The sequence below is a fragment of the Blastococcus sp. HT6-4 genome (assembly GCF_039679125.1).
Taxonomy (GTDB): domain Bacteria; phylum Actinomycetota; class Actinomycetes; order Mycobacteriales; family Geodermatophilaceae; genus Blastococcus; species Blastococcus montanus.
The window spans coordinates 104,451-129,796 of record NZ_CP155551.1; the positions used below are offsets into that span (position 1 = coordinate 104,451).

At 73.7% G+C, this 25,346-nt stretch carries 24 protein-coding genes and 1 pseudogene; 15 read left to right on the top strand and 10 right to left on the bottom strand.

Annotated features, from left to right (window positions below):
* The first annotated feature begins 8 nt into the window (after window positions 1-8).
* Window positions 9-512, top strand: a complete 504-nt coding sequence (locus ABDB74_RS00495; RefSeq protein WP_346620954.1) for a MarR family transcriptional regulator — start codon at window positions 9-11, stop codon at window positions 510-512.
* Between the two features lie 9 nt (window positions 513-521).
* Here the strand turns inward: ABDB74_RS00495 and ABDB74_RS00500 are convergent, their stop codons facing one another.
* From ABDB74_RS00500 to ABDB74_RS00510, 3 genes are all read right to left on the bottom strand, one after another.
* A complete protein-coding gene (locus ABDB74_RS00500) occupies window positions 522-2,381 on the bottom strand; it encodes a sensor domain-containing diguanylate cyclase (RefSeq protein WP_346620956.1) in 1,860 nt (619 codons plus the stop codon).
* Window positions 2,382-2,422: 41 nt separating this feature from the next.
* Window positions 2,423-3,457 (bottom strand): ATP-dependent DNA ligase, encoded by a 1,035-nt coding sequence (locus ABDB74_RS00505; protein ID WP_346620957.1) that lies wholly within the window; start codon window positions 3,455-3,457, stop codon window positions 2,423-2,425.
* A gap of 109 nt (window positions 3,458-3,566) precedes the next feature.
* On the bottom strand, window positions 3,567-4,094 hold the full coding sequence (locus ABDB74_RS00510) for an NUDIX hydrolase (protein WP_346620958.1): 528 nt from the start codon (window positions 4,092-4,094) through the stop codon (window positions 3,567-3,569).
* Between the two features lie 60 nt (window positions 4,095-4,154).
* Here ABDB74_RS00510 and ABDB74_RS00515 point away from each other — a divergent pair, with 60 nt between their 5' ends.
* The 4 genes from ABDB74_RS00515 to ABDB74_RS00530 all read left to right on the top strand — a co-directional run bounded on the left by ABDB74_RS00515 (window position 4,155) and on the right by ABDB74_RS00530 (window position 8,513).
* A complete protein-coding gene (locus ABDB74_RS00515; RefSeq protein WP_346620959.1) occupies window positions 4,155-4,646 on the top strand; it encodes a DUF1992 domain-containing protein in 492 nt (163 codons plus the stop codon).
* 381 nt (window positions 4,647-5,027) lie between these two features.
* The gene (locus ABDB74_RS00520; protein ID WP_346623822.1) at window positions 5,028-7,418 is read left to right on the top strand and encodes a glycoside hydrolase domain-containing protein; all 2,391 of its coding nucleotides are present in this window, start codon (window positions 5,028-5,030) and stop codon (window positions 7,416-7,418) included.
* A gap of 31 nt (window positions 7,419-7,449) precedes the next feature.
* The gene (locus ABDB74_RS00525; RefSeq protein WP_346620960.1) at window positions 7,450-7,848 is read left to right on the top strand and encodes a hypothetical protein; all 399 of its coding nucleotides are present in this window, start codon (window positions 7,450-7,452) and stop codon (window positions 7,846-7,848) included.
* Entirely contained in the window at window positions 7,845-8,513 is a 669-nt protein-coding gene (locus ABDB74_RS00530; protein ID WP_346620961.1) for a hypothetical protein, read from the top strand. The genes ABDB74_RS00525 and ABDB74_RS00530 overlap by 4 nt, the downstream gene beginning before the upstream one ends.
* Window positions 8,514-8,586: 73 nt before the next feature.
* On the opposite strand, the gene ABDB74_RS00535 is transcribed toward ABDB74_RS00530, so the two are convergent.
* The gene (locus tag ABDB74_RS00535; protein WP_346620962.1) at window positions 8,587-8,712 is read right to left on the bottom strand and encodes a hypothetical protein; all 126 of its coding nucleotides are present in this window, start codon (window positions 8,710-8,712) and stop codon (window positions 8,587-8,589) included.
* A 131-nt stretch (window positions 8,713-8,843) separates the two neighbouring features.
* On the opposite strand from ABDB74_RS00535, the gene ABDB74_RS00540 reads away from it, so the two are divergent.
* The gene (locus tag ABDB74_RS00540; RefSeq protein ID WP_346620964.1) at window positions 8,844-9,011 is read left to right on the top strand and encodes a hypothetical protein; all 168 of its coding nucleotides are present in this window, start codon (window positions 8,844-8,846) and stop codon (window positions 9,009-9,011) included.
* A 61-nt stretch (window positions 9,012-9,072) separates the two neighbouring features.
* Here ABDB74_RS00540 and ABDB74_RS00545 read toward each other — a convergent pair whose 3' ends face one another.
* Complete coding sequence (locus tag ABDB74_RS00545) at window positions 9,073-10,965, bottom strand: hydantoinase B/oxoprolinase family protein (protein WP_346620966.1); 1,893 nt, start codon at window positions 10,963-10,965, stop codon at window positions 9,073-9,075.
* A complete protein-coding gene (locus ABDB74_RS00550; RefSeq protein WP_346620967.1) occupies window positions 10,962-13,034 on the bottom strand; it encodes a hydantoinase/oxoprolinase family protein in 2,073 nt (690 codons plus the stop codon). The genes ABDB74_RS00545 and ABDB74_RS00550 overlap by 4 nt, the downstream gene beginning before the upstream one ends.
* Window positions 13,035-13,311: 277 nt before the next feature.
* Here ABDB74_RS00550 and ABDB74_RS00555 point away from each other — a divergent pair.
* Window positions 13,312-13,878, top strand: a pseudogene (locus tag ABDB74_RS00555) (peroxiredoxin family protein); the annotation flags it as partial.
* Here the strand turns inward: ABDB74_RS00555 and ABDB74_RS00560 are convergent.
* Window positions 13,879-14,445: a YetF domain-containing protein gene (locus ABDB74_RS00560; RefSeq protein ID WP_346620968.1), complete on the bottom strand. Its 567-nt coding sequence runs from the start codon at window positions 14,443-14,445 to the stop codon at window positions 13,879-13,881.
* Between the two features lie 54 nt (window positions 14,446-14,499).
* Window positions 14,500-14,916, bottom strand: coding sequence for a MarR family transcriptional regulator (locus ABDB74_RS00565; protein WP_346620969.1), 417 nt, complete (start codon window positions 14,914-14,916; stop codon window positions 14,500-14,502).
* 144 nt (window positions 14,917-15,060) lie between these two features.
* Between ABDB74_RS00565 and ABDB74_RS00570 the strand changes: the two genes are divergently transcribed.
* From ABDB74_RS00570 to ABDB74_RS00595, 6 genes are all read left to right on the top strand, one after another.
* Entirely contained in the window at window positions 15,061-16,866 is a 1,806-nt protein-coding gene (locus ABDB74_RS00570) for an ABC transporter ATP-binding protein (RefSeq protein ID WP_346620970.1), read from the top strand.
* A 77-nt stretch (window positions 16,867-16,943) separates the two neighbouring features.
* Window positions 16,944-18,023, top strand: a complete 1,080-nt coding sequence (locus ABDB74_RS00575; protein WP_346620971.1) for an alkene reductase — start codon at window positions 16,944-16,946, stop codon at window positions 18,021-18,023.
* 174 nt (window positions 18,024-18,197) lie between these two features.
* Entirely contained in the window at window positions 18,198-19,127 is a 930-nt protein-coding gene (locus tag ABDB74_RS00580; protein WP_346620973.1) for a GGDEF domain-containing protein, read from the top strand.
* Window positions 19,128-19,222: 95 nt separating this feature from the next.
* The gene (locus ABDB74_RS00585) at window positions 19,223-20,356 is read left to right on the top strand and encodes a serine hydrolase domain-containing protein (RefSeq protein ID WP_346620974.1); all 1,134 of its coding nucleotides are present in this window, start codon (window positions 19,223-19,225) and stop codon (window positions 20,354-20,356) included.
* A gap of 31 nt (window positions 20,357-20,387) precedes the next feature.
* Window positions 20,388-21,044, top strand: coding sequence for a hypothetical protein (locus tag ABDB74_RS00590; protein ID WP_346620975.1), 657 nt, complete (start codon window positions 20,388-20,390; stop codon window positions 21,042-21,044).
* 59 nt (window positions 21,045-21,103) lie between these two features.
* Window positions 21,104-22,033, top strand: coding sequence for an SDR family NAD(P)-dependent oxidoreductase (locus ABDB74_RS00595; RefSeq protein ID WP_346620977.1), 930 nt, complete (start codon window positions 21,104-21,106; stop codon window positions 22,031-22,033).
* Window positions 22,034-22,040: 7 nt separating this feature from the next.
* Here the strand turns inward: ABDB74_RS00595 and ABDB74_RS00600 are convergent, their stop codons facing one another.
* A complete protein-coding gene (locus ABDB74_RS00600) occupies window positions 22,041-22,508 on the bottom strand; it encodes a helix-turn-helix domain-containing protein (RefSeq protein ID WP_346620978.1) in 468 nt (155 codons plus the stop codon).
* An 87-nt stretch (window positions 22,509-22,595) separates the two neighbouring features.
* Between ABDB74_RS00600 and ABDB74_RS00605 the strand changes: the two genes are divergently transcribed.
* Together ABDB74_RS00605 and ABDB74_RS00610 are read left to right on the top strand one after the other, a co-directional pair.
* A complete protein-coding gene (locus ABDB74_RS00605; protein WP_346620979.1) occupies window positions 22,596-24,002 on the top strand; it encodes an MFS transporter in 1,407 nt (468 codons plus the stop codon).
* A gap of 16 nt (window positions 24,003-24,018) precedes the next feature.
* Entirely contained in the window at window positions 24,019-24,777 is a 759-nt protein-coding gene (locus ABDB74_RS00610) for a thioesterase family protein (RefSeq protein WP_346620980.1), read from the top strand.
* 71 nt (window positions 24,778-24,848) lie between these two features.
* Here the strand turns inward: ABDB74_RS00610 and ABDB74_RS00615 are convergent, their stop codons facing one another.
* Entirely contained in the window at window positions 24,849-25,238 is a 390-nt protein-coding gene (locus ABDB74_RS00615) for a hypothetical protein (RefSeq protein ID WP_346620981.1), read from the bottom strand.
* Window positions 25,239-25,346: the final 108 nt, after the last annotated feature.

Below are 25,346 nucleotides of genomic sequence, written 5' to 3' on the forward strand. Positions count from 1 at the left end.
TGAGCGACGTGGAGGACGCGGTCGACCTGATCCTGGAGCAGTGGGCCCGGGAACGGCCGGATCTCGACTGCTCGCCGATGGGGATCATCGGCCGGATCACCCAGCTGCAGCGGGAGGTCCACCTCGCCCAGCGCTCCACCTTCGCCCGGCACGGGCTCGACGCGCCGTCGTTCGACGTCCTGGCGGCCCTGCGGCGGGCGGGGGCGCCCTACCAGCTCACCCCGACCGCCCTCATGCGCACCGCGCTGGTCACCTCCGGCGCGATCACCCAGCGGCTCGACCGCCTGGAGGAGAAGGGCCTGATCACGCGCGAGCGCAGCGAGGCCGACGGGCGGGCCGTGGTGGTCACCCTGACGGCGGCCGGACGCGCGGCGCTGGATGCGGCGCTGCCCGATCACCTGGAGACCGAGCGGGAGCTGCTGAACGGGTTGTCCGACCGCGACCGGGAGCAGCTGGCCGACCTACTGCGCCGGCTGCTGGTCGCCCGGGGCCGGGTGCCGCAGCAGCCGTAGCGGCGCCGCTCACTGCAGCGCGGTCTCGGGCTCCCCGGTGCCGAGCAGGGTGCAGGAGTCCTTGCCCGCGCGCTTGGCGGTGTACATCGCCGTGTCGGCGCGGTGCAGCAGCTCCTCGGCGGTGCAGCCGGGGCCGGCGAGGGCGCCGCCGATGCTCGCCGTCACGGTGATCGCCCGGCCGGGGAGCTCCACCGGGGTCCGCAGGGCGGCGAGCAGCCGGTCGGCGACGTCCTGGAGGCGCACGCCGCCGGCGTCGGACAGCAGCAGCGCGAACTCGTCACCGCCCAGCCGGGCCACGACGTCGTCGCCGCGCACGTCGGCCGACAGCCGGCCGGCGACGGCCAGCAGCAGCTCGTCACCGGCGGCGTGCCCCAGGGAGTCGTTCACGCTCTTGAAGTCGTCCACGTCGACGAAGAGCACCGCCGGCGGTGCGGCCGGGTCCACGGCGGCGGTGGCCTCGGCCAGCCGCTCGTTGAAGGCGGTGCGGTTGAGCAGCCCGGTCAGCGGGTCGGTGGTCGCCTGCCGACGCAGTTCGTCCTCGAAGAGCTTGCGGTCGGTCACCTCCCGCAGGTTGACCACCCAGCCGTCCAGGCCGACGGCCTCGACCTTGCCGCTGATGCGGGCCTCGACCCACCGGCTGCCACCGGCGCTGTGCCGGATGCGGATGTCGGTGTCCACGACCTGGGGCACGGTGACCGGCCCCGTCGAGACCTCCCCCGCGGCCGCGAGGGCGGCGCGGAGACGGGTCTGGTCGCGCGGGTCGGCGAGCTCGATGGCGGCGCGGCCGACGTACTCGCCGGCGGGGCGGCCGAGCAGCGACTCCGCCGCCGGGCTCATGTAGCTGATGGTCCCGTCGGTGTCGATGATCGCGATGACGTCCGCGGCGTTGGCCAGGAGCAGCTGCATGCGGGTCTGGCTGGCGACCAGGGCGGCCCGGGCGCGCTCCCGTTCCCGGTCGAGCGCCGTCAGCCGCCACAGCGCCAGCCCGGTGAGCAGCGAGCTGCCGGCGCCGAGGACGTACCCGATGCCGCCGTGCCCGACGCTCCACAGCAGCAGCAGCGCCGGGCTGATCAGGAGCGCGGCGCCGAGGCCGAGGACCCGGCTGGAGGATGCGTCCTGGGCGGAGTCCGGGCGCGTGCCCATGGCGGCGACCGAGGGGTGCCGCGCCGAGAGGGTGATCGCCGCGACCGCCAGCAGCGGCAGGGGGTCCAGCAGCGGGTTCTCGCGCAGCGGCCCGAGGAGCATGCGTCCGGCGTAGCCGGCGACGACGAGGACGGCGGCCGCGAGGAGCGCCGTCGTGCTCACCGAGCGGCGGCCGCGGGCGACGGCCAGCGGGATGCAGACGATGAGCAGGACGGCGGTGATCAGCGGGGTGCCGATGTCGACCTCGACGGCGTCGTGGGACACCGTGTGCCGGTCACCCCGGATGGCGAGGACCGCGAGCCCGGTGGCCAGCAGCAGCGTGCCGGTGTCCGCGAGGGCCGCCCAGTCGCGCCGGCGCCGTCCGCCCCGGAGGACACCGATCGCGGCGACGACCAGCCCGGTGTAGGCGGCGACGTCCAGCCCGGACTCCAGGGCGCCGAGCACGCCGGGGAGCACGCCCGCCATCGCGAGGGCCTCGACGGCGCTGCTGGCGGCGAAGCAGAGCAGGGCCGCGCCCAGTGCCCGCCAGGTCAGGACGAGCGGCGCCCGGTGGTGGCGCAGGGCGGAGCGGACACCCGCCACGCCGAGCAGGAAGACCGGCACCTCGGCGGCCGGTCGCCACGGGCCCAGGGGCACGGCGGTCACGACGACGGCGACCACGGCCACGACCAGGGCGGCGTGCAGCCAGGCGGCGCGGGCGGACGCCCACGTGGCGGAGGTGGTCACACTTCTGTCATCGGCCGGCTGCGGGCGGGGGGCGACCCGGTTCACCCGCACGGGGGGTACCCGGGATCAGAGCGGGGCGACGTCCTCGGGGTGCAGGTCGGGGCGGGTCCGGACGAACCGCAGCGGGTGGCGGAAGACCCCGCCTGCAGGGCGGCGTCGGCGCTGACCTCGACCACGACGGTGGGGTCGACGCGGGTGAGCGGGACCGAGAGCCGGCCGCCGCCGAACCGGCCGGTGCCGATGCGCGCGGGCCACGGGTGGTCGTCCCGCGCCGGGCGGAGCGCGGCCGCCAGCTCGGCCGACTGGTGCGGGGAGAGCGGGCTGGTCCGGCCGACGACGACGAGCTCGCCGTCCCGGTACCGGCCGGCCACCAGCTGGCTCGGGCGCTCGAGCGGGCCGATGACGCCGCCGGCGAGCACCTCGGTGGTCTCCCAGCTCTTCACCTTCAGCCAGTCGCGGCGGCCCGGGGCGTAGCGGGTGGCGGCTCCCTTGACGACCAGCCCCTCGACGCCGGCGGGGCGGAAGTCGTCGAACCACTGCTGTGCCTGCGCGGGGTCGGCGGTCACGGGGGAGAGCTGCAGCGGAGGCGCCCACCGCCCGGCGAGCTCCTCCAGGGCGGCGCGGCGCCGGGTGAAGGTGCGGCCGCGCAGGTCCTCCAAGCCCGCGGCCAGCAGGTCGAACGCGACGTAGGAGGCCGGTGCGGCGGCCACCTGCGCGGCGATCCGGCCGGGAGAGGCGACCATCCGGCGCTGCAGCAGCCCGAAGTCCAGCCGCTCGTCGTGCCAGATGACGACCTCGCCGTCGACCACGCACCCCGGGGGCAGCTGGGCCAGCGCGGCGGCGGCGACGTCGGGGAACCGGTCGGTGAGGTCGCGGCCCTGCTTGGACCACAGCCGGGTGGAGCTCCGGTCGCGCACGATCACCAGCCGGTAGCCGTCCCACTTGGGCTCGTAGCGGCAACCGCCGGCCAGCGCCGGGGGCTGCGGGATCGCGCGCACCGGCTTGGCCAGCTGCACCCCGACCGGCCCGGCCAGCTCGGGTGGCAGCGCGGGCAGGCCCGGGGCGGACGACGGCACCCGGACAGCCTGCTGGCCGGCCACTCCCCGCGCACCCCGGCCGGGGGCGTACCCACCCGATCGTGGGCCGGTCGCCACGCTCCGTGCCGCGGTCCTCCGGTGGCCGGGCTCAGGGGCGCGACAGGAGCAGCAGCGAGTAGGCGGCGAGCGACGGACCGTCGGTGAACCGGCCGTCGCCGATCATGACCCGGAGCTCCGTCTCGGTCACGAAGGCCGCCACCATGTCGGCCTCGGTGACCTCCCGGGCCGTCGGGCCGGAGGTCAGGTCGGTGGCCAGCCAGACGTCGAACTCCTGGGTGGACAGCCCCGGGGCGAGGTCCAGGCGGCCCAGGTGGTCCAGCGCCCCCGCCCGCAGCCCGGTCTCCTCGGCCAGCTCCGCGCGGGCGAGGTCCGCCGGCGAGCCGCCGTCGCCGTCGGCCCACGTGCCCTGCGGGAACTCCCAGGTACGGCGGCCGACGGGGTGGCGGAACTGCTGGACCACCCAGAGCCCGTCGCGCTCGGCGGCCAGCACGACGGCGAAGTGCGGCTTCTCGACGACGCCGTACACCCCCGACGAGCCGTCCGCCCGCTCCACCGTGTCCTCGCGCACCCGGATCCACGGGTTCCGGTACACCTCCCGGCTGCCTGTCGTCCGCACGTGCCGAGCGTGTCAGACGAGGCGACCATGGGAGTGGTGACCGAGCGCAAGCCTCACGGAATGTCCTTCGAGACCTGGGTGGAGTCGCAGATCGCCCGGGGGGTGGAACGCGGCGACTTCGACACCCTCTCCGGGGCGGGCCGGCCGTTGCGCCGCGAGGATCTCACCCAGGACGCCCACGACTGGGCCGTGGCCAAGGCCCGGCGTGAAGGGCTGGACACCGCGGCGATGCTCCCGCCGGGCCTGGCCCTGCGGCGCGAGCGCGACCAGCTGCCCGAGCGGGCGGTGCGGCTGGCGTCGGAGGCCGAGGTGCGGGCGCTGGCCGAGGACTACAACGCGCGGGTGGAGGCCTTCTGGCGCCGTCCCCAGGAGAGCCGCTGGGCCCCCGTGCCCGGACTCGCCGACGTCGAGGCGCTGGTGGCCGGATGGGCCGCCGCCCGACCCGATCCCGGGCCGGTCGACCCCCCACCAGTGGGCCCGGCGGCCCGCCGCCATCGTGCCGGGTTGCTGCGGTGGGTGCGGTGGGTGCGGTGGCGAGGCCACCCGGGCTAGCCGTCCCGTCGTCTTGCCGGGACCGGGGGGATGGATCCCTCGGGGTCAGCCGGTCACGTCCGGCCCGGCGCTACTGATCTCCGTCGGGCAGGGCACGGAGTACCGGACGATCCACACGTTTCCGAGAGAGCTCCAGTTCTCCCCCTGGATGGGGCGAGCGGCCGGCCTTGGCGGCGGGGCGGTGCCCCATCTGCGCCCCGCCCGGCGTACCGCCGGCCCGCGGACGACGAGCCCCTCGTGCTGCGCCGACCGACGCCGGCGCAGGCTTCTTGACAGTGCGTGTTCGATCCAGCACTGTTCGTTGCAGTAATTCCGGGCTGCGTCAGCGACTCCGTCGTCTCGGCGAAGCATCGAGACGACGGGCCGACGTCCGTGGACCAGATGGTGTCGGAGGCGCAGCGGTGGGTGAACCGCACCTACGCCGGCCGGGCCGGCTACCAGGGGTGCGAGGAGGACGGGCGAACCGGCTGGCCGGTGATGTACTCGCTCACTCGCGCACTCCAGCTCGAGCTGGGCATCACCACGACGTCGAACACGTTCGGTCCCACGACCCTCAGCAAGCTGCAGGCCAAGGGTGACATCGGCCCCGGGGAACCGAACACGAACATCGTCGCGATCATCCAGGCCGCCCTGTACTGCAAGGGCTATTCTCCCGGGGCCATCAGCGGGTCCTTCGGTCCGGGGACGACCGGCGTGGTCGGCCGGGTGATGTCCGACATGGGCCTGGGGTCGTTCAGCAACGGCACGGTGCAGCCGAAGGTGTTCAAGTCGCTGCTCACCATGGACGCCTACGTGGTCGTGTCATCGGGCACGCCTGCGGTTCGGGAGATCCAGCAGTGGCTGAACAGTCGCTACTGGAAGCGCACCAACTTCTTCATCAGCCCGTGCGACGGCCTCTACACACGGGACGTGCAGAAGGCTCTGATGATGGGCATCCAGTACGAACTGGGCATCGCGGACGCATCGGTGAACGGCAACTTCGGCCCGGCCACGCAGTCAGGGTTGCGGAGCCGCGAGCTGACGCTGAACAGCACGGGCATCTTCGTGCAGTTGCTCTCCGCGGCCTGCGTGTTCAACGGCGCCTTCTCCCTGCCCGACTCGCCGAGCGACACCTACGTCACCACCTTCCGGAGCACCTTCGACGCGAAGCTGTCGGAGTGGATCAGGGCGTTCCAGCAGTTCTCCTACCTGCCGGTCACCGGCATCGGGGACTACACGACCTGGGCGCAGCTGCTGGTTTCCATGGGCGACGTCAACCGGAGGGTGTACGGCTGCGACACGGCCGAGACCATCACCGCATCACGCGCCGCCGCGCTGGTGAAGGCCAACGGGCCCGATCGTCCGGGGTACATGGTCGTCGGCCGATACCTCAAGAACGTCCCCGGCGGCCGGCTGGACAAGGAGATCAAGCCCGGGGAGCTCGAGGTCATCTTCGCTGCGGGCATGCGCGTTCGGCCGATCATGCAGGTGGCGGGGAACGCCAAGACTGACTTCACGCGCCTGGCCGGGCAGGGGCAGGGGTTCGATGCCCACGACCGTGCCGTTGGCTACGGGTTCAACCCGGGTACGACGATCTACTTCGCTGTCGACTACGACGCCACGGACGCCGACATCGACAGCTACGTCCTCGAGTACTTCCGTGGTGTACAGCAGGCGTTCCAGTACAGCGGACGGCGCTACGTGGTGGGCGTCTACGGCTCTCGGAACGTCTGCCGCCGGGTGAGCGCCGCCGGCCTCGCCTCGAAGTCCTTCGTCTCGAGCATGTCCTACGGGTTCTCCGGCAACTTGGGTTTTCCGCTGCCCGCGAACTGGGCGTTCAACCAGATCCAGGAGATCGCCTTCACCACGGGCACCGAGTCCTTCCCCCTGGACCGGGACGCCCACCGACCGGAGATCGATCCGGGCGTCGGACCGGAGAACGTCGGCAGCGAGGCACGCGAGGTCGAGGAGTACATGGCCTACGTAGACGCTCTCTACCAGTGCGCGGTCGACTACGGGGACGGGGACCCCAGCATCCGCGTGCTGCAGTATCTCCGCGGCCGAAAGTACGGGACCGAACCGGGGTGGCCGGAACTGCTTCCCACCGCACCGAGCGCCTGGCTGACGTACGTGGCGGCCCACGCCCCGAGACACGACCCCCAGTTCGTCGAGCCAGGCTCGAACGTCGCGCTCGACATCGACCACTGGGCAGCGGCCGCGTCGACGATCGTGCAGTACGGACACGGCAGCCCAGCGCCCGACCGGTACTCCTCGAACCGAGGCGACTTCGGCGGCTGGATGGGCGATCTGTGCAGCTTCTACGGGGACTGGCGGGCCAACGAGGAGTCCTACGCCTCGGGTTACCTCTTCTGCCAGGACCGGCTGGGTACCGTCACAGGGTTGTCTTCGTTCAGCATGAAGGACCTGCTCGAGGACGTCGACGGTTTCCACATCGGCCTCGCCGTGCGAGCGGGGCAGCCGATCAACCAGGCATTCCGCACGTACTACGCCGCCCAGGGGTGTTACACCACGCGGTTCAGCTCGTTCTGGCGCCAGCGGTATGCCGCCGACCGGTACACCTGCATGAGCGCGGCCAAGACGACTCTCTACGGCGGGCACAACGACCCGCAGGACGTTCTCCTCGAGGGCTTGGCGCACGCCGTGATGCTTCAGCAGGTGGGCTACGAATTGTTCGTGCCGCCGGTGCACATGCCCGACCAGAAGCTCACCCCTTTCCTCGAGGGGTATGCCGACGTCCTCCAGCGGCTGGCGGACGGGGAGTACCAGCGGTGACCGGCAGGACAGTGCTCGGGCGCGGCGGCACATGACTCTGTCCCGGGCCGCCGACACCTGGGGACTGGCGGCGATCGGCTCCCTGTGCGTGCTCCTGGCCCTGTGCGGCATCGGCGCGTTCCACGTGCTGATCATCAGTGCACCGCAGGTGTGCGTGGAGCGGAACCTCCGGTACGACGACGACCCGCTCGTACATACCGGCCCGACATCCTTCCCGTTCTCCAACCGGTGCAACTCGGACCCGGAATCCGAGCTCGTCCCGGACTACGTCAACCCCGGGATCGCGCTGGCCGGAGCCGCGACCCTGCTGTTCCTCGCGGCCGGCGCGGTGGCGCAGCTCCGCTACCGCCGACGTGTGCGGCAGCTCTCGACCGACGGCCACGACGACCGCCTCCCGCTGGGCGCCGACGAAGATTGGGACCGACCATGACCTCCTCCGCGCTCTCCAGGCGACGCTTCCTGGTCGCCGGCGCCGGCGTCCTCACGGCCGCCGTCGTCGCATCTGCTCCGGGGCTCGCGGCAGCTGCGCCGCCGGCGGGACCACGCCCGTGGACCCGGGGGAGGTCGGCCAACGGGTGGCCCGTCCTCGGCACCGTCGACGCCGTCCCGATCGAAGGCAGCGACCTCACCGTCCGGGTGGCCGGCGGCGACGTCGCCCTCATCCTCACCCACGTCGCCCGCCGCTTCCACTACGACATCGACGGTCTCCGGGTGGGGGACCTCACCGGCCACGCATCCACTCGCGAGGTCACCGAGGACTACGAGTCGAACTACCTCTCGGGTACCGCGATCGCCATCCGTGCCGGCGGATATCCGCTGGGCGCCAGCGGGAACCTCTATCCCAATGAGCTGATCGTCGTCCGCGACATCCTCGCCGAGTGCGACGGGGTGGTCCGGTGGGGCGGGGACGAGCGGGTGCCCAAGGAGAGCCACTTCCAGATCGACCGCGGCCCGAACGACAAGCGGGTCCGGCAGCTCGCGGACAAGATCCGGTCGTGGGAGCACAAACCCAGCCAGGGCGCCGGAACCGTCGATCCGTTCAGCGTGGGGCGCCGCGAGGCTGCGCGTGACATGGAGCGGCAGCAGACCGACTGAGTGAGCGGTCACGGCCGTCACCACCACCTGCGCCCGAACCCCCGGCCACCTGGTGTCGGCGCTGACGTGCCGGTCAGTCCTGCTCGTCGTCTCGGCGCGCGTCGTGCTCGCGGGTGGCCATGCCGCCGTGCCCGCCCTCGTCGTGCTGCCCCGGGCGCAGGTTGTTCGTCTCGTCGTCGTCCGTGCGTGGCTCGGTCATGGCCGCCAGCCTGCGCTCCCAGGCCCGTCCCCGCCCGCCGAGTCGTTCGCTCGTCGCGAACCCGGGGCCGCGGTCGGATGCTCGTGGCCCGCCCGGGTACGGGTCGGCTACCAGCGACGAAGGAGACCGGCATGACCGAGGTACCAGGGACCGACCGCGACGAGGCACGGGAGAACGTGCTCGAGGAGACGCCGATCACCCCGGAGGGCGTCGAGCAGGACACGTCCACCGGGGGCGACGAGGGACAGACCGGCGACCAGGCCAAGCCTGAGGCCGGCGGCACCGAACCCATCACCTGACCCGAGCGCAGTCGGTCTCTGCCCAGCCGGGCTGGGCAGAGACCGACTGTCCGCGGAACCCCTACAGGACGTCGAACTCGTTGAACGCGGCGCCGCCGGAGAGGGTGGCGTAGCCCGGCCCGCGGTCGAAGAACGGCTCCTCGCCGGTGCGCGCGGCCCGCAGCGACGCACGCAGCTCCTCGGTCGCCCCGAGGTCGGCCAGGCCGTCGTCGAGGACGACGACGCCGTAGTCCTCCCGCGCGCCGGCCACCGACACCTTGCGCCAGGCGATGTCCCGCAGCACCTCGTCCACCGGCCGCTCCAGCGGGTCGCCCCAGCCGCCGCCACCCGTCGTCCGGATCCGCACCACCGTGCCGGCCTTCAGCGGCTCGGCGTCGGCGAGCGCGTCCACCTCGTGCTCGTCGGGGCCACCCGGGTCGACGGTGATCTGGAACGGCCGGCCGGCCTTGCCGCCCTTCACCCCCCAGCAGGCGAGGATCGAGCGGTCGGCGATCGACATGAAGTGCGCGTCGCGGAGCACCCGGATGTGCTTCTCGTAGCCGCAGCCGCCGCGGTACCGGCCGGGGCCGCCGGAGTCCATCGCCAGCCCGAGCCGCTCGACGCGCAGCGGGAAACGGCCCTCGGTGAACTCGGTCGGCAGGTTCCGGGAGTCGGGGACGACGTGGATGGTGTCCTCGCCGTCGGCGTAGTACCGCCCGCCGGACCCGCCGCCGAGCACCTCGCGCATGAGGTACGGCTCGCCGTCGACGTCCGTGCCGTAGACGCCGGTGTAGCGGATCGTCTCCTGGTCGGCGGGCATCCGGCCGCCGGTGGCCTTGGCCAGCACGCCGGCGAGGACGCCGAGCAGCCGCAGGATCACGAACGTCCGGGCGTTCGTCGGCGCCGGGAAGATCGGGGTGAGCAGCGTCCCCTTCTCGGGGAACCGCATCTCGATCAGCGGCACGACGCCCTCGTTGACGTCCAGCTGCGCCATCCGCTCCGGGCTCTCGGCCAGGTTGCGCAGGATCGGCGCCAGCCACTTCTTCAGGAAGTTGCCGTCGGCGTAGTCGCCGCAGTGGTTGATCGGGCCCTTGGCCTGCGGGCCGGTGCCGGTGAAGTCGATGACCAGCGGCGTCTCCTGGGTGGAGTCCATGGTCAGCGTGATGCGCTGGCGGTGCAGCTTCGGCTCGTCCACGCCGTCGTGCTCGGCGTAGTCCTCCCAGACGTAGGTGCCGTCGGGGATCTGGCTCAGGATCTCCCGCCGGTAGACCTCGGTGGAGCTGGCGAGGATGACGTCGAACGCCGCCTCGACGGCTTCGACCCCGTACCGGTCGAACAGCTCACCGAGCCGGCGTGCCCCGGCCAGGCAGGCCGAGCACTCGGCGTCGAGGTCGGCGGCCAGCGAGTCGGGCATCCGCGAGTTGCGCGTCATGATCTTCAGCGCGCTCTCGTTGGGCACGCCGCGGTCCCACAGCTTGATCGGGGGGACCATCAGGCCCTCCTCGTACACGCTGGTGGCCGCCGACGGCATCGAGCCGGGCACCGCGCCGCCGATGTCGTCGTGGTGGCCGAACGCCTGGATGAACGCGACGACCCGCGGCTCGCCGCCGTCCGCGGACGCGAAGACCGGCACGGTCACGCAGAGGTCGGGCAGGTGGCCGATGCCGCCCTCGGAGGCGTAGACGTCGTTGTGGAAGAAGACGTCCCCCACCTGCATCGTCTCGATCGGGTAGTCGCGCACCACCGGGTGCACGAGCGCCGAGTACGACCGGCCGGTGAGCTTGCGCAGGTTCCGGTCGTGGATGCCGGCCCGGAAGTCGTGCGCGTCGCGGATCATCGGCGAGCGCGAGGTCCGGCCGATCGAGGTCTCGACCTCCTTCTCGATCGCCGCCAGCGTGCCGGCGACGATCTCGACGAGGACCGGGTCGGCGTCGACCGTCGTGTCGTTCAGCGGCCCCGTCGGGAAGGCGCTCATCGGTCCGTCTCCTTCGTGAGCAGCAGGTTGCCGTAGGCGTCCACGGTGGCGGCGAAGCCGGGGTGCACCGGGACGGTGGAGCCGAACTCCTCGATGATCGCGGGGCCGCTGACCACGTCACCGGGCGCGAGGCCGGGCCGGTCGTACGTGCGGGTGTCGACCAAGTCGTCGAAGAAGACCGGGCGGCTGCCGGTCACGGCGCGCTCGGGCCCGCCCTCGCGCGCGGGGAGCTCCACCAGGTCGGGGCGGCGGATCGGCCCGATCCCGCTGACCCGGAGGTTGACCCACTCGACGGCCTGCCGCGGGTCGTCGGCGAAGTCGTAGCCGTAGAGCCGGCGGTGGGCTGCGTGGAAGGCCTGTGCGACCTCCTCGGCCGCGGCGGCGTCCAGCTCGCCGTCGGTCACCGGGACCCGCACCTCGAACGCCTGGCCCACGTAGCGCAGGTCCGCGGTGCGCTGCATGCGCTGGGCGTCGCGCGTGAAGCCCTCGCCGTCCAGGGCGGTGCGCGCCTGGTCCTCCAGCGCTCCGTACACCGCGCGCACCGGCTCGAGGTCGAGGTCGACGTGCTTGCTGACGACGGTCTGCACGTAGTCGTTGCGGACGTCGACGGTGAGCAGCCCGAAGGCGCTGACGTTGCCCGGGTTCGGCGGCACCAGCGTGCGCGGGAGGTTGAGGATGTCCATGAGCCGGCAGGCGAGCAGCGAACCGGAACCACCGAACGTGGTGAGGGTGAAGTCGCGGACGTCGAGGCCCTTGGCGACCGTCACCTGGCGCAGCGCGTTGGCCTGGTTCCAGGCGGAGATCTCGAGGATGCCGGTGGCGGTCCGCTCCAGCGAGAGGTCGAGCTTCCCGCCCAGCGTGGTCAGGCCCTCGCGCGCCGCGTCCACCGACAGCGGGATCTCCCCGCCCAGCAGGTGCGGGGGGATCCGGCCGAGGACGACGTGCGCGTCGGTGACGGTGGGCTGGTCGCCCCCGTTCGGGTAGCAGATCGGGCCGGGGTCGGCGCCGGCCGACTTCGGGCCGACCTTGAGCGTGCCCTCCGGCGACAGCCAGGCGATCGAGCCGCCACCGGCGCCGACGGTGACGACGTCGATCATCGGGATCTTGGACGGGTAGTCGCCGACCGAGCCCTCGGTGGTGAGCGCGGGCTCGCCGTCGATGACCACGGTGACGTCGGTGGAGGTGCCGCCGCCGTCGCAGGTGAGGATCCGGTCGAACCCGGCGGTGCCCGCGATCAGCGCCGCGCCCAGGGCGCCGGCGGCCGGGCCGGAGAGCATCGTGGTGATCGGCTGGTGCACCACCTCGGCGGCCGAGAGCACACCGCCGTTGCTCTTCATGACGTAGAACGGCACGCCGGGGGCGATCTCGTCCAGGCGGGTGCGGATGTTGGTGACGTAGGCGCCGACCTTCGGCTTCACCGCGGCGTCGACCAGCGTGGTCACCGACCGCTCGTACTCGCGGTACTCGCGCAGCACCTGGGAGCTGATGCTCACCACCGCGCCGGGATGTTCCACGTGGAGCACGTCGAGCATCGCCTGCTCGTGCGCGTCGTTCGCGTAGGCGTGCAGGAAGCAGACGCCGATGGTGGTGATGCCGGCCTCGCGGAAGAACCGGGCGGCCGCGCGGGCGTCGTCCTCGTCGAACGGGCGCACCTCGGTGCCGGTGTGGTCCAGGCGCCCGCGCACCGTGCGCACCAGGTCGGCCGGGACGATCCGCGGCGGCTTGACCCAGAAGTAGCTGTTGCCGTAGCCGTCGGGCACCGACTGGCGGGCGATCTCCAGCACCGACTCGTAGCCCTCGGTGGTGATGAACCCGATCCGGTCCAGCTTGCCCTCGAGCAGCTGGTTGGTCGCGACCGTGGTGCCGTGGCTGACCGCGGTGACGGCCTCGCCGGGCAGGCCCATCAGGTCGAGGACCTTGCGAACCCCGGTCAGGAAGCCCTCGGCCGGGTCGGCCGGCGTCGACGGGGTCTTGGTCGTGGTCGTCCGACCGGTCTGCTCGTCCACGGCGACGACGTCGGTGAACGTCCCGCCGGTGTCGATCCCGATCCGAACCCGGCGCTCGCTCATGGCTGGATACCTTAGCGATGAGATACCCGCCCGGGAAGTCCTGCCGCCCGAATACCGGACCCTCCCGACTCAGCCGCCGCCCGTGTACGGCAGCACCGAACTGCCGTCGCCGATCTTCTCCCGGCTGATCACCGAGAACGTGCCGTCGGTCGCGGCTGCGGGCCGATGTCCCTAGGGTCGGGTGATGGACACCACCGAGCTGCTCGCACTGCGGTCCGACGACCGCGCGGCCCTGCTCCTGGTCGGCCTGCGCGGCGACTGGTAGCCCTACTGCTGCGCCCAGGCGGTCCGCCTGGCCCGGTCCCTGCCCCGCCTCGCCGCCGCCGGCACCGAGGTGGTGCTCGCCTCGGTCGATCCCCCCGAGGTCCAGCTCGCGTTCGACCGCACCTGGCACGTCCCCTTCCGCTGGGTGAGCGACCCGGACGGTGAGCGGCTGGCCCGGCCGCTGGGCGCCTGGGACGACGACGCGTCGATCTTCCGGCCGGTCGTCGTCGCGGTCGGCCCGGACGGCCGCGAGGTGTTCCGCGAGCTCTCCCGCGACTTCACCGACCGGCCCGACGACGAGCCGGTGCTGGCCGCCGTCGAGGCGCTCGGCCTCCCGGCGTTGCCGGAACCCGAGCCGTGGGCGCCCGAGGGCGTCGAGCCCCGGCCGTCGAAGCGGGCCTTCACGCCCGGCGCCTTCATCCCCTACTTCCGCGCCATCAAGTTCAACACCCTCGCGCTGAGCGAGCGGATGGTCGACGAGCGGGACCGGGAGGAGGTGCTCACCGAGCACCGGATGGCCGTCTCCTTCCTCGACACGTTCGACCGGTGGCGCGCCGAGCACCCGCCGGAGAGCCAGTAGTCAGGACGCCGTCCGGCGGGTGCCCGGCTCGTCGGACGGCGCGCAGAGGCCCTCGGCTCCCGGGACGTCGGAGAACAGCCACGGGTCCAGTGGCTCGGACTGCCGCACCACGCTCACCGCGCCGGTGCGCTCGAGCACCACGCAGCGCACCTCCCCGAGGTGCCGGATCCCGGCGATCCGCAGCTTCTGCCGCAGCTCGTCCTCGGCGACGTGGGCCTGCCGCATGTTCTCCCGCAGCGGGGTGTCCCCGGCCATCAGCAGCACCGGGGGCCGGTTCAGCAGCCGGTCGAGCCAGCGGCTGCGCCGGGCCCTGACCAGCGCGATCTGCGTCGCGAAGAGGGTGACGAGCGCGACGACCCCGGTCAGCAGCGTGGGATCGAGCAGCAGCGCCGTCCGGCCGATCACCGCGCCGAGCGCGATGGCGCAGCCGAGGTCGAAGCTCGACATCGTCGCCAGGCTGCGCTGGCCGAGCAGCCGGACGCAGAGGACCAGCACCAGGTACATGGCCACGGTGGTCAGGACGACCAGGCCGGCCGTCCCCCAGTCGATCCCCAGCTGGTCCCTCATCGGGCCTCCCCGGACGGCGGTCGAGTCGGCGACATTGTCGCCGGGGCGCGGCGGTCAGTCGGTCAGCGTGCGCAGGATCCGGGCCAGCGTCGCCCGGTCCTCGGGGTCCAGGCGGGCGAACAGCTCGGCGGAGTCCGCGGCCCGTGCCCGCCCGACCTCGCCCCGGATCCGGCGGCCCTCGTCGGTGGGCCGCAGCAGCACCGCCCGCCGGTCGCGCGGGTCGGGGGCGCGCTCGACCAGCCCCCGCTCCTGCAGCCCGTCGGCCACCTCGGTCGCCGAGCGCGGGGCGATGTGCAGCGACTCGGCGAGGTCGGAGAGCCGGACGCCGTCCCGCTGGCAGATGACCCGCAGCGCCCGGGCCTGGTGCGGCGAGAGGTCCCACGGGGCGAGGGCATCGCGCCACCGGCGCCGCTGGGTGCGCGCCACCCGCATCAGCAGGTCGCCCAGCTCGCCGGTCCCGTCGTCCGCCACGGGGGAATGGTAGCGAAGAACCGGCGGTTCCCACACGATGAGGTAACCTCAGCAACCGATCCGGGAGGTGACGACATCAGCGAACTGATGATGGGCGGCGGCCGCGGTGGTGGCGGCGACCGTGGCGGTGGCGGTGGTGGCGGCATGAACGCCGGCCGCAGGCCCGATCCGGCCGACCGCGCGCAACTGGCGCGCTCCCCCGTCCGCTGGAATCGGGTGGCCGCGCTCTTCCACCCCTACCGCTGGCAGCTCGTCGTCGTGGTCGGGCTGATCGTGGCGTCGTCCGCCGTCGCCCTGGTGACCCCGTTCCTCATCCGCCTGGTCATCGACGAGGCGATCCCCGAGCAGGACGTGGAGCTGCTGCTCTGGGCGGTCGGCGGGATGCTGGCCGTCACCGTGGTGACCTCGGTCTTCGGCGTCGTCCAGACGTGGCTGTCGACGACGGTGGGGCAGCGGGTCATGCACGGCCTGCGGACGGCGGTCTTCACCCACCTGCAGCGCCAGTCGCTGGGCTTCTTCACCCGCACCAAGGGCGGGGAGGTGCAGTCGCGGCTGATGAACGACATCGGCGGCATGCAGTCGGTGGTCACCTCGACGGCGACGTCCTTCGCCGCCAACGCCACCACGGTCATCGGGACGGTCGTGGCGATGGCCGTGCTGAGCTGGCGGCTGTCCCTGCTGTCGCTGATCGTGCTGCCCCCGGCGGTGTGGCTGACCCGCCGGGTAGCCCGCATGCGGCGCACCATCACCGCCGAGCGGCAGCGGCACCTGGCCGACCTGCACTCCCAGGTCGAGGAGGGATTGAGCGTCAGCGGCGTCCTGCTCGGCAAGACGCTGGGCGCCGGGCCCGCGCAGTCGCAGCGGTTCACCGGCACGTCGGAGCACCTGGTCGACCTCGAGGTGCGCTCGCAGCTGGCGGGCCGCTGGCGGATGGCGACCATGAGCGTCGTCTTCGCCGGCATCCCGGCCCTGATCTACCTCGCCGCCGGTCTGCCCGCGACCTCCGGCGGGATGACGATCGGCACCCTGGTCGCCTTCACGACGCTGCAGGCCGCGCTCTTCCGTCCGCTGATGCAGCTGCTGGACATCGGTGTCTCGCTCACCGCCTCGATGGCCCTGTTCAGCCGCGTCTTCGAGTACCTCGACCTGCCGGTCGACATCGACGACCCCGACTCCCCCGTGCACGTCGACCCCGCCGCCGTGCGCGGCGAGGTGCGCTTCGAGACGGTGGGCTTCCGCTACCCCGACGGCGTGCGTCCCGCGCTCGTCGAGGTCGACGTCACCGTGCCCGCCGGCTCCACCCTGGCGCTGGTCGGCGAGACCGGCTCCGGCAAGAGCACGCTGGCCTCGCTCGTCGCCCGGCTCAACGACCCCACCACCGGCCGCGTGCTCATCGACGGGATCGACGTCCGCGACCTGGCGCTGGCAGACCTGGCCCGCATCGTCGGCGTCGTCGCCCAGGAGACCTACCTGCTGCACGGCACGGTGCGCGAGAACCTCCGGCACGCCAAGCCCGACGCCACCGACGCCGAGATGGTCGACGCCGCCCGCCGGGCCCAGGTGCACGAGGTCATCGCCGCCCTTCCCGACGGCTACGACACCGTGGTCGGCGCCCGCGGGCACCGGTTCTCCGGCGGGGAGAAGCAGCGGCTGGCGATCGCCCGCACGCTGCTGCGCGACCCACGCGTGCTGGTGCTCGACGAGGCGACCAGCGCCCTGGACAACGAGACCGAGCGGGCCGTGCAGGCGGCGCTGGACGAGGCGGCCCGGGGCCGCACGACCATCACCATCGCCCACCGGCTGTCCACGGTGCGCGACGCCGACCGCATCGTCGTCCTCGACGGGGGCCGGGTCGCCGAGCAGGGCACGCACGCGGAGCTCATGGTGCTCGGGGGCCGCTACGCCCGGCTGGCCGGCATCGCCCAGCGGGACGCCGTCCTCGCCGGCTGATCCCGCGCGGGAGCCGGTGCGCGCGTGATGAACGCCTCGTGCGGAATCCGGCCGCCACGGGTCCGGTTGCGCGCGACATGGACCTGTTCTCCCCCGTGCGGCTCGGCGACCTCCAGCTGGCCAACCGCGTCGTCATGGCACCGCTGACCCGCATGCGCTCCGGCCGCGCCGGCATCCCGCGCGACATCGTCGTCGAGCACTACGAGCAGCGCGCCGGCGTCGGCCTGATCATCACCGAGGGGACATTCCCGAACGACGAGTCGCGGGCGTTCGCCGGGCAGCCCGGGATCGTCACCGACGAGCAGGCCGCCGGCTGGCGCCGGGTGGCCGACGCGGTCCACGCGCGCGGCGGCCGCATCGTCATGCAGCTCATGCACGGCGGGCGGGTCTCGCATCCAGAGCTCACCGGCACGCGGGTCGTGGCCCCCAGCGCGATCGCCATCGACGGGGAGGTGCACGTCGGTGGCGGGGTGAAGAAGCCGCTCCCCGTGCCGCACGCCCTGACGACCGAGGAGGCCCGCGCCACGCTGGCCGACTTCGTGGCCGCCTCGGAGCGCGCCGTCGACGCCGGGCTGGACGGCGTGGAGCTGCACGGGGCCAACGGCTACCTGCTGCACGAGTTCCTGTCCCCGGCGTCCAACCGGCGGGACGACGTCTACGGCGGCAGCCCGGAGAACCGCGCCCGCTTCGTGATCGAGGTGGCCACCGCCGTCGCCGAGGCGGTCGGGGCCGGCCGGGTGGGCCTGCGCATCTCCCCGGAGCACAACATCCAGGACGCCCTGGAGACCGACCGCGCCGACGTCCTGGCCACCTACGGTGCCCTCATGGACGGGCTGCGCCCCCTCGGTCTGGCTTACCTGAGCGTGTTGCACGTGGAACCCGCGGGGGACCTGGTGCAGGAGCTGCGCCGCCGGTTCGGTGGCCCGCTGATCGCCAACAGCGGCTTCGGCACGGTCACCACCCGTGCGGAGGCCGTCCAGCTGATCGAGGCCGCCCACGCCGAGGCGGTCGCCGTCGGCCGGCCGGTGCTGGCCAACCCCGACCTCGTCGAGCGCTGGGCGGGCGAGCACCCCGAGAACCCGGCCGACCCGGCGACCTTCTACGCGTCGGGGCCGGAGGGTTACACCGACTACCCGTTCCTCGCCGCAGCCCGCTGATCTCCGGCAGCGGATCGGAACTCCCTGGTCACAGCCCGTACGGGTGCCTCGATTCAGGTTGAAAGCGCCCGTTTCCGGGGCAGCCCTATCCAGGGCCCCGGAACGCGCGCTTCCCACGTATCTTCTCGGCTCCGTACGGAACTGTCCGTCTGTTGACCGCGGGAGTGTGGCCAGGTGTCTGCGCAGGGAGGTCCATCCCCGCAGCCCGGTGCGGCCTCGGACCGGCAGCGGGCCGAGCTCGCGCACGCGTTCGTGCAGGCGGTGGACGCGCTGCTGTGCATCGTCGACGCGGACGGGCGGATCCTGCTGACCAACCCGGCCCTGCAGCGGTTCACCGGCCGCGCCGACGACGAGCTCCTCGGCCGCCGGTTCTGGGAGGTCTGGGTGGTCCCGGACGACGTGCCCAAGGCGCAGGAGGCCACGCGGTTGGCCATCGCCCGCGGCGAGGCCGGTCCGCTCGAGGCCAACTGGGTCGACGGCCGGGGGAACCTGTGCCGCATCACCATGCGCAACACCGTGCTGCACGACGACGAGCGGCGGCCCTATGCCATCGCCTGCGTCGGCATCGACGTCACCGACGACCGGGCGCGGGAGGCGCGGCTGCACCAGCAGATCCGCACCGACCTGCTGACCGGGATCGCCAACCGCGGCGCCCTGTTCGACGCCCTGCGCGGGCGCCTCGAGACGCCGGACGCCCCGGGCTGCGGCGTGCTGTTCTGCGACCTGGACGACTTCAAGCGCGTGAACGACCAGTACGGCCACGGCGTGGGCGACCAGCTGCTCGCCGAGGCGGCCGCGCGGCTGGTCGAGGTGGCCGGTGACGAGCACCTGGTGGCGCGGTTCGGCGGCGACGAGTTCGTCATCCTCTGCCCGCTCGGGAGCGAGGACGAGCTGGCGAGGCTGGCACGGGGTGTCGTCGCCCGGCTGGGCGCGCCGTTCCCCGGCCCCGACGGGCCGCTGTTGATCGGGGTCAGCGTGGGGGCGGCGGTCGGCCACCCGGGGGAGCCGCCCGACGACGTCATCGCCCGGGCCGACCGCGCGATGTACGGCGCCAAGAGCCAGCTGCGGCGCCGCGCCCCGCGGCCGCGGGGCCCCGCGTCCTGACGGCCCGGCCTGCGGCGCGGGTGCCGGACCCGCTGTGGCCGTGATCTCATCGGACCGGGCGGCCACGACGGGTGCGCCGGTGACGAGGAGGGTTCATGGCCGAGGTCCACGGCAGGTGCGACGAGCGGTTCGCGGGGGTGCGCGAGGCGCTGGCCGAGCACCTGGACGGTGAGGAGCTCGGCGCGTCGATCGCCGTCGACCTCGACGGCGAGACCGTCGTCGACCTCTGGGGCGGGTACCGGGACGAGGCGCGCACCCAGCCGTGGTCGGAGCACACGATCGTCAACGTCTGGTCGACGACGAAGTGCGTGCTGGCGCTCTCGGCGCTGATGCTGGTCGAGCGCGGCGAGCTCGACCTGTACGCGCCGGTGGGGGACTACTGGCCGGAGTTCACGGCCAAGGGCAAGAAGGACGTGCAGGTGCGGCACCTGCTGTCGCACACCTCCGGCGTCTCGGGCTGGGAACAGCCGTTCTCGATCCGCGACATGTACGACTGGGACACGGCCACCGAGCGGCTGGCCCAGCAGCGGCCGTGGTGGGAGCCAGGGACGGCGTCGGGCTACCACGCGAACAACCAGGGGCACCTGGTCGGCGAGATCGTCCGGCGGATCACCAACACGACGTTCAAGAAGTTCGTGGCCGACCAGATCGCCGACCGGCTGGGTGCGGACTTCCAGATCGGCGCCCGCGAGTCGGAGGTGTCCCGCATCGCCCCGGTGGTGCCGCCACCGCCGCCGGACGTCGACCCGCGCGCGCTGGACCCGGAGTCGGTGGCCGTGAAGACCTTCACCGGCCCGCTCGCCTCGGCGAAGGCGGCCAACTCGCCCGAGTGGCGGGCCGCGGACATGGGCGCGCTGAACGGCCACTCCAACGCGCGCGGCGTGATGAAGGTGCTGCGGACGCTGTCACTCGGCGGCGAGGCCGGCGGGGTCCGGCTGCTGTCGCCCTCGACGGTGGACCTGGTGTTCGACCAGCAGGCCGACGGCGTCGACCTGGTGCTCGGCGCCCCGTTCCGGTGGGGCATGGGCTTCTGCCTGGGCTCGCCGACGGTGCCCTACGTGCCTGAGGGGCGCACGCTGTTCTGGGGTGGCTGGGGCGGCTCGCTCGCGGTGATGGACCTCGACCGGCGGCTGACGATCACCTACATGATGAACCGGATGGGCGGCGGGCTGATCGGCTCGCCGCGCAGCGAGGCCTACGTCCGCGCCGTCTACGACGCCCTGGGCTGACCGGCCCGTCGCGGCCCGAGGAGGAACGCCCGTGTCAGGTACCGATGCGCCCGGGCGGGCGGCTCCGGGCGAGGGCGCGGCGCCCCTCGTCGAGGCGCTGGTCCGCCCTGCCGTGCCGGCCGGTGGCAGGCCGGTGGGTCTCGACGACGTGCTCCCGCGGCCCGAGCACGTCACCCGGCAGGCGCGCTGGATCCCCGCCCCGCCGGCGGTGGTGTGGGAGGCCCTGCACGAGACGCGGCTGAGCATGCTGCCGGTGACGCTGGCGCTGGGCGCCGCCCGGTTCCTCCCGGTCGTCCTGGCCGGCCGTGGGTTCGGCCTGCTGCACGACCGGCCGTTCCTCGACGCGCTGCCGGTGCCGCTGCTGGTCTCGGACCCGCCGTCGTCGCTGCTGTTCGGTGGCGCGCTGCAGGCCTGGCGGCCCTCCGGTGGCGACCGCGGCCCGCGGCTGGACGCCGAGGGGCTGCGCTCCTTCACCCAGCGCGGCTGGGTGAAGGCCGCGATGGACTTCCGGTTGACGCCGCGGGGCAGCGGGACGGAGCTGAGCTCGGAGACGCGCGTGGCCTCGACCGACGCCGAGACCCGGCGGCGGTTCGACCGCTACTGGCGGCTGGTGCGGCCGGGCAGCTCGGCGATCCGCTGGGAGGTGCTGACGGCGGTCGAGCTGAAGGCCACCGGCCGGCTGTACTGACCGGTCGTCGTGCGCGGCGCCGGGTCGATGGCGTCCGCCCGCTCGTGGAGGATCCGCCCATGGCCTGGACCGAGAAGGACATCCCCGACCTCAGCGGGCGGACGGCCGTGGTGACCGGCGGCAACGGCGGGCTCGGCTTCCAGACGGCGCTGGCACTGGCCGGAGCGGGCGCGCACGTGGTGGTGGCTGCCCGGGACCGCGCCAAGACCACGGCCGCGGTGACGCGGATCGGGCGGCGGTACCCGGCGGCGTCGCTGGAGGTGGTGCCGCTGGACCTGGGCGACCTCGCGAGGGTGTCGGCCGCCGCGGGCACGATCCTGGCCGGGCACGGGCGCGTCGACGTCCTGGTGAACAACGCCGGGGTGATGGCGATGCCGCAGCGCACCACCGCCGACGGGTTCGAGCTGCAGCTCGGCGTCAACCATCTCGGGCACTGGGCCTTCACCGCGCGCCTGCTCCCGGCCCTGCTCGCGGCGCCGGCCGCGCGCGTGGTCACGGTGACGAGCACGGCGCGCCACCGCGCCCGGCGGCTCGATCCGGACGATCCGCACATGACGCGGAGCTACGGGGCATGGGCGTCGTACGCGCGGGCCAAGATGGCCAACCTGCACTTCGGCCTGGGCCTGCAGCAGCGCTTCGCCGGGGCCGGTGTCGCGGCGTCGTCGCTGGTCGCCCACCCGGGGCTGTCGGACACCGACCTGCAGGCGCGGTCGGTGCGGGAGGGCGGTGCCGGCTGGGTGGGCGCCTTCTTCGAGGCGCTGACGGCGCGGTCGGGGATGACGCCGTTCGAGGGCGCCCGGCCGCAGTTGCGGGCCGCGACCGACCCGCGGGCGACGGGCGGGGAGCTGTACGCGCCGCGGTTCGGCTCGCACGGGCCTGCGGTTCGCCGGCCGATCCTGCGACGGTTCGGCCTGCAGGAGCGGATCGACGTCCTGTGGGAGATCTCCGAGCGGGAGACCGGCATCCCGCTGGAGGTCCGCCCGGCGTGAGGCCGGCTCAGCGGGGGAGCGGGCCGTGCCCGGGCTCGCTGCCGTCGGGCACGCGCCGTTCGGTGCCCCGGCCCACCGGCTCCCCGCAGACGTCGCAGGTCCAGGAGGCGGAGATGCGGTGCCCGTGGTGGTGCAGCTCGGCCGGCGGGACGTCGGCGACGTAGCGGTCACCCCACTGCATCAGCGACTGCAGCACCGGGAGCAGGTCGAGCCCGGCCGTGGTCAGGTGGTAGTCGGCGCGCGGCGGCGTCCGGCTGTACTCCCGCCGCTCCAGCACCCCGGCGTCCACCAGCGCGGTCAGGCGGGCCGCCAGCCGCTCGCGCGGTGCGCCGGTGCCCCGCAGGATCTCGCCGAACCGGTGCGCGCCCAGCGACACCTCGCGGACGATCAGCAGCGCCCACCGGTCGCCGACGACGTCGAGCGCGCCCGCGATGGAGCAGCGCCGGCCCGGTAGCTCGTCGAGTCGCGTCGTCATGCCACAAGGTTCGCATGTCGAACCGAATCGTGTAGCGTCCCGGCCACTTGGTTCGGTTGTCGAACCATCAAGGCGACGGGAGTGCCCATGCGCACGACGGCGGAACGACGGAATTCCACGACCACCCGTCCGGGCCTCGTGCTCCTCGTGGTCTCCGCGGCGGTCTTCCTCGCCAGCCTCGATCTGTTCATCGTCAACGTGGCGTTCCCGGCGCTGAGCCGCTCACTCGACGCCTCCACCGGTGCGCTGTCCTGGGTGCTGAACGGCTACACGATCGGTTTCGCCGCCCTGCTCGCCCCGGCCGGCCGTGTCGCCGATCGCATCGGCCGGCGGCGGGTCTTCCTCACCGGCCTCGCCACCTTCGGCGCCGGGTCGCTGGGCTGTGCGCTGGCCTGGGGCGTCGGCAGCCTGGTCGCCTTCCGCGGCGTGCAGTCCGTGGGCGCGGCGATGGTGACGGCGACGTCGCTGGCGCTGCTGCTGCACACCTTCGCGCCGGCCCGGCGCGCGCAGGCCATCGCGGTCTGGTCGGCCGTCGGGGGCGTCGCCGCCGCGCTCGGGCCGCCGATCGGCGGGCTGCTGGTCGAGGTGTCCTGGCGGTGGGTGTTCCTGGTGAACCTGCCGGTCGTGGTCGCCGCCCTCGCGGTGGGCCTGCGGGTGCTGCCCGAGTCACGGGATGCCGCCGAGACGCGCCGGCCCGACGTGGTGGGCACCGCGCTGCTGGTGCTCGCCGTCGGTGCGCTGGCGTACGCGCTGGTCGAGGCGCCCGAGCGGGGCTGGGGCGACGGCGTCGTCCTGGGGCTGCTGGCCGCGGCCGTGGTCGCCGGCGTGCTGGTCGTCGCCCGGGCCGCCGGTGCCCCGCTGGGGCTCGTCCCGGTCCTCCCGCTGCCGCTCTTCCGCGCCCGGGCGTTCTCGCTGGCCTGCCTCGCCGTGGCGGCGTTCATGGCCGCCTTCGCCGCGATGCTGCTAGGCAACGTGCTGTGGCTGACCGGCGGCTGGGGCTACTCGGCGATCGAGGCCGGCTTCGCGCTGGTGCCGGGCCCGCTGGTGGCCGCGCTGACGGCGGTCCCTGCCGGGCGGCTCGGTGCCCGGATCGGGTGCGGGGTGGTCGCCGCGGCCGGGACCGCCCTGTTCGCCCTCGGCGGGCTCTGGTGGCTCACGCAGATCGGCGCCGACGCCCACTACGCGACGCAGTTCCTCCCCGGGCAGCTGCTCACCGGCCTGGGCGTCGGGCTCGCCCTCACCAACCTGTCCGCGGCCGTGTCGTCGGCACTCCCGCCGGCGGCGCTCGCCACCGGCTCGGCCACCTTCGGCGCGGCGCGCCAACTCGGCGCCACGCTCGGCGTCGCCCTGCTGCTGGCCGCAGTGGCCGGGAACGGCGGGGCCCTGCCCGGCGCCGACCGCGGCTGGCTGCTCGTCACCGTCCTCGCTGCCGGGGCCAGTGCCCTCGCGCTCGCCATCGGCCGCGCCCAGCACCCCGACCTGCCCGCTCGCTGACCTCACCGGAGACGCCATGGACATCGCCCCGCCCCTCCTCGACCGGACCCGCCTCGTGTTCGACCCGAGCTGGCGGTCGTTCACCAGCACGCAGGGCGGGCTGGTCGTCGGCCACCTCCTGGCCGCCGCCGCAGCGCTGGCCGGGGCGCCCCCGCGCGCGGTGACCGCGCACCTCCTGAGCGGCGTCGCCCCCGGCGTCGAGGCGGTGGTGACGGCGGCGGCCGACCGCAGCGCCCGCACCGGCAGCGTGCGCAGCGAGCTGATCCAGGACGGCGAGCTGCGCGCGGTGGCCCAGACGCTCACCCTCGCCCGCCCCGCCTCCCCGGGGATCGAGCACGGTGCGCCGGCGGAGTCGCCGCGGGTCGCCGACGGCGTCCCGTTCGAGCTGCCGCGCGCGTACGTGCCGGTCGCCGAGCACACCGAGATCCGGGCGCTGGGCACCTCGCGTCCGCTCGCCGGGGGCACCGAGCCGCGGCTGCACGCGTGGGTGCGCATCCGCGGTGGGGAGCTCGAGTCGCTGGTGCAGCTCGGGGTGCTGCTCGACGCGCTCCCGCCGTCGCTGTTCGCCGTCCGCACCGTGCCGGCGGCGATGCCCACCGTCGAGCTCACCGCCCACCTCGCGGGCCCGGTGCCCGGGACGGGCGCGTGGGTGCGCGTCGACCAGCGGACCGTGTGGTGCGACGCCGACATCGCCATCGACGACGTGGAGCTGCGGGCGGAGGACGGCTCGCTGGTCGCCCGCGGCCGCCAGACCCGCCGCCTGCTCGGCCCGTGAGAACGCGCTGAGGGCTGCCCCGGCACGCTCCGCGGCAGCCCTCAGCGCGTGGTGATCATGTTGCCCGCGGCTCAGACCCAGGAGGCGTCGGCCGCCATGCCGGCCTCGGTGAGGCGCAGCCGGAGGTGGCCGTCCTCCGACGTCGGGGTCCACCGGGACGGATCGGCCAGCACCGCCCGTGCGGTGTCCGCGTCCGGGCGGCGGAGGAAGTGGCCGGAGTTCCAGATCCGCCACTCCCCGGCGGTGCGCGGGCGGGGCGTGTCCGCCGGCGGGTCGCCGTAGACCTCGAGGAGGCCCGCGTCGAACCAGCCGAGCAACTGGCGGGAGCACTCGGCCGAGTCCCAGGGCGCGTGGTCGCCCCGCCCGTCGCCGGTCCGCATCGGCACCTCCCAGAGCCAGGATTCCTCGGCGACGGCCAGGTACATCTGCTCGACGAACTCCGAGGGCTCCTCCCGGATCAATCGGTCACCTCGATCTGCGCGGCCGGGACGTCGTCACACGACATGTCAGTTCACGACCTCTCCCGCAGGTGGTGGCCTGCGACCGGGGATACCCGCATGGTGCCCTCC

Excerpts from the sequence above, each read along its gene's own strand:
- ABDB74_RS00515 (WP_346620959.1), top strand. The coding sequence starts at position 4,155 with ATGTCCTTCGAGACCTGGGTGGAGTCGCAGATCGCCCGGGGGGTGGAA.
- ABDB74_RS00520 (WP_346623822.1), top strand. The coding sequence starts at position 5,028 with ATGGTGTCGGAGGCGCAGCGGTGGGTGAACCGCACCTACGCCGGCCGG.
- ABDB74_RS00525 (WP_346620960.1), top strand. The coding sequence starts at position 7,450 with ATGACTCTGTCCCGGGCCGCCGACACCTGGGGACTGGCGGCGATCGGC.
- ABDB74_RS00530 (WP_346620961.1), top strand. The coding sequence starts at position 7,845 with ATGACCTCCTCCGCGCTCTCCAGGCGACGCTTCCTGGTCGCCGGCGCC.
- ABDB74_RS00535 (WP_346620962.1), bottom strand. The coding sequence starts at position 8,712 with ATGACCGAGCCACGCACGGACGACGACGAGACGAACAACCTGCGCCCG.
- ABDB74_RS00540 (WP_346620964.1), top strand. The coding sequence starts at position 8,844 with ATGACCGAGGTACCAGGGACCGACCGCGACGAGGCACGGGAGAACGTG.
- ABDB74_RS00545 (WP_346620966.1), bottom strand. The coding sequence starts at position 10,965 with ATGAGCGCCTTCCCGACGGGGCCGCTGAACGACACGACGGTCGACGCC.
- ABDB74_RS00550 (WP_346620967.1), bottom strand. The coding sequence starts at position 13,034 with ATGAGCGAGCGCCGGGTTCGGATCGGGATCGACACCGGCGGGACGTTC.
- ABDB74_RS00560 (WP_346620968.1), bottom strand. The coding sequence starts at position 14,445 with ATGAGGGACCAGCTGGGGATCGACTGGGGGACGGCCGGCCTGGTCGTC.
- ABDB74_RS00570 (WP_346620970.1), top strand. The coding sequence starts at position 15,061 with ATGAACGCCGGCCGCAGGCCCGATCCGGCCGACCGCGCGCAACTGGCG.
- ABDB74_RS00575 (WP_346620971.1), top strand. The coding sequence starts at position 16,944 with ATGGACCTGTTCTCCCCCGTGCGGCTCGGCGACCTCCAGCTGGCCAAC.
- ABDB74_RS00585 (WP_346620974.1), top strand. The coding sequence starts at position 19,223 with ATGGCCGAGGTCCACGGCAGGTGCGACGAGCGGTTCGCGGGGGTGCGC.
- ABDB74_RS00595 (WP_346620977.1), top strand. The coding sequence starts at position 21,104 with ATGGCCTGGACCGAGAAGGACATCCCCGACCTCAGCGGGCGGACGGCC.
- ABDB74_RS00600 (WP_346620978.1), bottom strand. The coding sequence starts at position 22,508 with ATGACGACGCGACTCGACGAGCTACCGGGCCGGCGCTGCTCCATCGCG.
- ABDB74_RS00605 (WP_346620979.1), top strand. The coding sequence starts at position 22,596 with ATGCGCACGACGGCGGAACGACGGAATTCCACGACCACCCGTCCGGGC.
- ABDB74_RS00610 (WP_346620980.1), top strand. The coding sequence starts at position 24,019 with ATGGACATCGCCCCGCCCCTCCTCGACCGGACCCGCCTCGTGTTCGAC.